Here is a 2,662-nt window from a genome sequence, read left to right as displayed (position 1 = left end):
CCTCGCGGCCGCCACCCTTGCCGGCCGAAGCGGCGCGTCGCCGCCGGGCGTCGAGGTCGTCGACGTCGAGCCCGAGCACTTCCTGGGCGCGGGCGGCGGACTCGTACAGCAGCCGCCACAGCGTCATGTCGCGAAGTGCGACGTCGTCGCGCGCCCACAGCTCGGCCAGGTCCCGGCGGGCGATGGCGCGGGTCTCGTCGCCGGGGACGCACGCCGCTCAAGACAGGCGGCCTCGGTGGTGGTCCAGCCGTTGCGCCGGCACCAGGCGAGGAACGATCGGACCGTTGCGACCTTGCGGTTCCACGTCGCGGGGGCGTTGTCGACAGCGATCGCGGCCAGGACTGCGACCAGCTCCTGGTCGTCGACGTCCGCGACGGCCCGCTGCTCTCCCAGCGTGACGGCCACGGCAGCCAGCGTGCCGCCGTAGATCCGCCGGCTGCCGGACGACAGGCGCCTGGCGTCAGGAACGCCGCCGTGGCCTCTGCCAGCGACGGCGTGCGGCGCAGCGGTGCCACCTCGCCACTGGCGTGCCCTTGTCGCAGAAAACGTCGCGCAGGCTAGGGCGCACCGCCCGATTCCCACGCATTTGCGGTCGTACGGGCTCCCGGTGGCGGCTTGCCGCAGAAAACAGCCTCTTTTCTGCGGCTGGCTCAAAGAGGTCTGACATGGCCGATCACACGACCGCACCGGGAACGGCTAGGCGACGACCCGACATCAGTAAGCGCCACCCTGCCGGCCACCTGAAAGGGGTCCGATTCGCCGGCCGCACCTGGACTATCCGCACGAACCGCACGCAGAGGCCAAGCTCAAACCCGTCCGCGGCCAGTGACGACAACGTCCGGCCGCACGCTGCGGCCGGCTAAATGCAACTCGACAAGATGGGGCCAGCGGCCGTCAAAGGAGCGTGACGAAAGCGCTTTGCCCAGCGAAGCTAATCCCTCTCGTCTCGATCACCGCCTCCGTAGCCCTGATTCGCTGCCCTCTGCTTAGCCGCCGCGTAACTGACGTAGACACCAACGAGCATCCCTAGCGGCCACTTCAGGTCTCCTGGAGCTATCAACGAGGCGGCGATGACCCCTACAACCGCCGCTAGTGGAAAGACGATTTTCCGGTGACGCAATGCGAATTTCTGCACCCTGGCGAGGAATCCTTCCGATCGATCGCCAGCCGCCCGCCCGTCGGCTTCATGTTTTGGCATCGGATGTTCTCATGTCGACGCCCCTTTCCAACTAACAGGCTTCCAAATTAAGTCTATGCCCGCCATACGGGACAGCCATTCAGGCGAAACGAATAAAGGCCAGGACGGCCGCAATGATCAGAACAATCGCGGCGATTGCCCATCTCCCCTTTAGCCAGCTGTTCATTTCGTCGTCCCTTCTAAGCAGCCTTGCGAGCAGTAGGATCAATGGAACGAGGACGAGCGCCGCGACGCCACGAGCGGTAGCTCCGAGGACAATCATCGCAATCCCGGCAGCGGCGGCTACACCAGCGGATCTCCGGACAGCGCGGACTCGAGAGTTGGCCTTATCAGATCCCATAGAGCGCATACCTGGCAACGGAATTGACGTCATACGCGAATGAAGCTGCGCGTCCTGCCTCGGCCAATTCAGGGCTGATAGTTGCCGACAGCCTCGAAGGCGACTTCGGTCGCGCATCCTGTGGCGGCCCCGGCGAGTGCCCCGGCCCCGGTTATGACGGCTGCGAGGGCGCCAGTCGTTGCCCCGGCTGCACATGCGGTGCCGTACTCAGACCATAAGTGAGTACCCGTTGAACCGCCCCGGGTCTGATGGAGACTCCTATCCGTGAGAGGATGGAGTCATGTCACGATCACCAGGGAAGTATCCGAAGCAGGTCCGTGAGCGGGCTGTGCAGATGGTCTTCGATCACGAGGACCAGTACGACTCGCAGTGGGCGGCGATCGTTTCGATCGCTGAGAAGTTCGGGATGACGTCCGAGACGTTGCGGCGGTGGGTGCGTCAAGCGGAGACCGACGCGGGTCGCCGTGAGGGGCTGACCACCGACGACAAGCAGCGTCTGGCCGAGCTCGAGCGGGAGAACCGTGAGCTGCGCCGCGCCAATGAGATCTTGAAGGCGGCAGCGGCTTTCTTCGGGGCGGAGCTCGACCGCCCACAGCGGAGATGATCGCGTTCATCGACGAGCACAAGACCAGGTTCGGGGTCGAGCCGATCTGCGAGCAGCTGCCGATCGCCCCCTCGACGTACTACGCCGCCAGGTCACGTGGCCCGTCGGCCCGGGCGCTGCGTGACGAGCAGCTCAAGGTCCAGGTCCGCCGGGTCTACCAGGCCAACCTCTCGGTGTACGGAGCCCGCAAGGTGTGGCGCCAGCTCAACCGGGAAGGCATCCCGGTCGCCCGGTGCACGGTGGAACGTCTCATGCGCGATGAGGGTCTGGCGGGGGCGGTGCGTGGCAAGAAGCGGCGTACCACCATCCCCGACGAGAGCGCGGCGAGGCCAGCGGATCTGGTCGACCGGGACTTCACCGCCGTCCGACCCAACCAGCTGTGGGTCGCCGATCTGACCTACGTGGCGACCTGGTCGGGGTTCGTCTACGTGGCGTTCATCGTGGACGCCTACTCCCGGTTCATCGTGGGCTGGCAGACCGCCACGACCCTGCGCACCGACCTGGCGTTGGACGCGCTGGA

General features: G+C 66.0%; 1 pseudogene and 1 other annotated feature. The pseudogene reads left to right on the top strand.

Annotated features, from left to right (window positions below):
* Positions 1–1,818: 1,818 nt before the first annotated feature.
* Positions 1,819–2,662: pseudogene (locus tag M3N57_10745) on the top strand (IS3 family transposase).
* Positions 2,097–2,213, top strand: a sequence feature (AL1L pseudoknot). (Overlaps the previous pseudogene by 117 nt.)

Source organism: Actinomycetota bacterium, from assembly GCA_030776725.1.
Lineage (GTDB): Bacteria > Actinomycetota > Nitriliruptoria > Nitriliruptorales > JAHWKO01 > JAHWKW01.
Note: the sequence above shows the minus strand (reverse complement) of the source record. Positions and strands in the feature narration are given on the sequence as shown.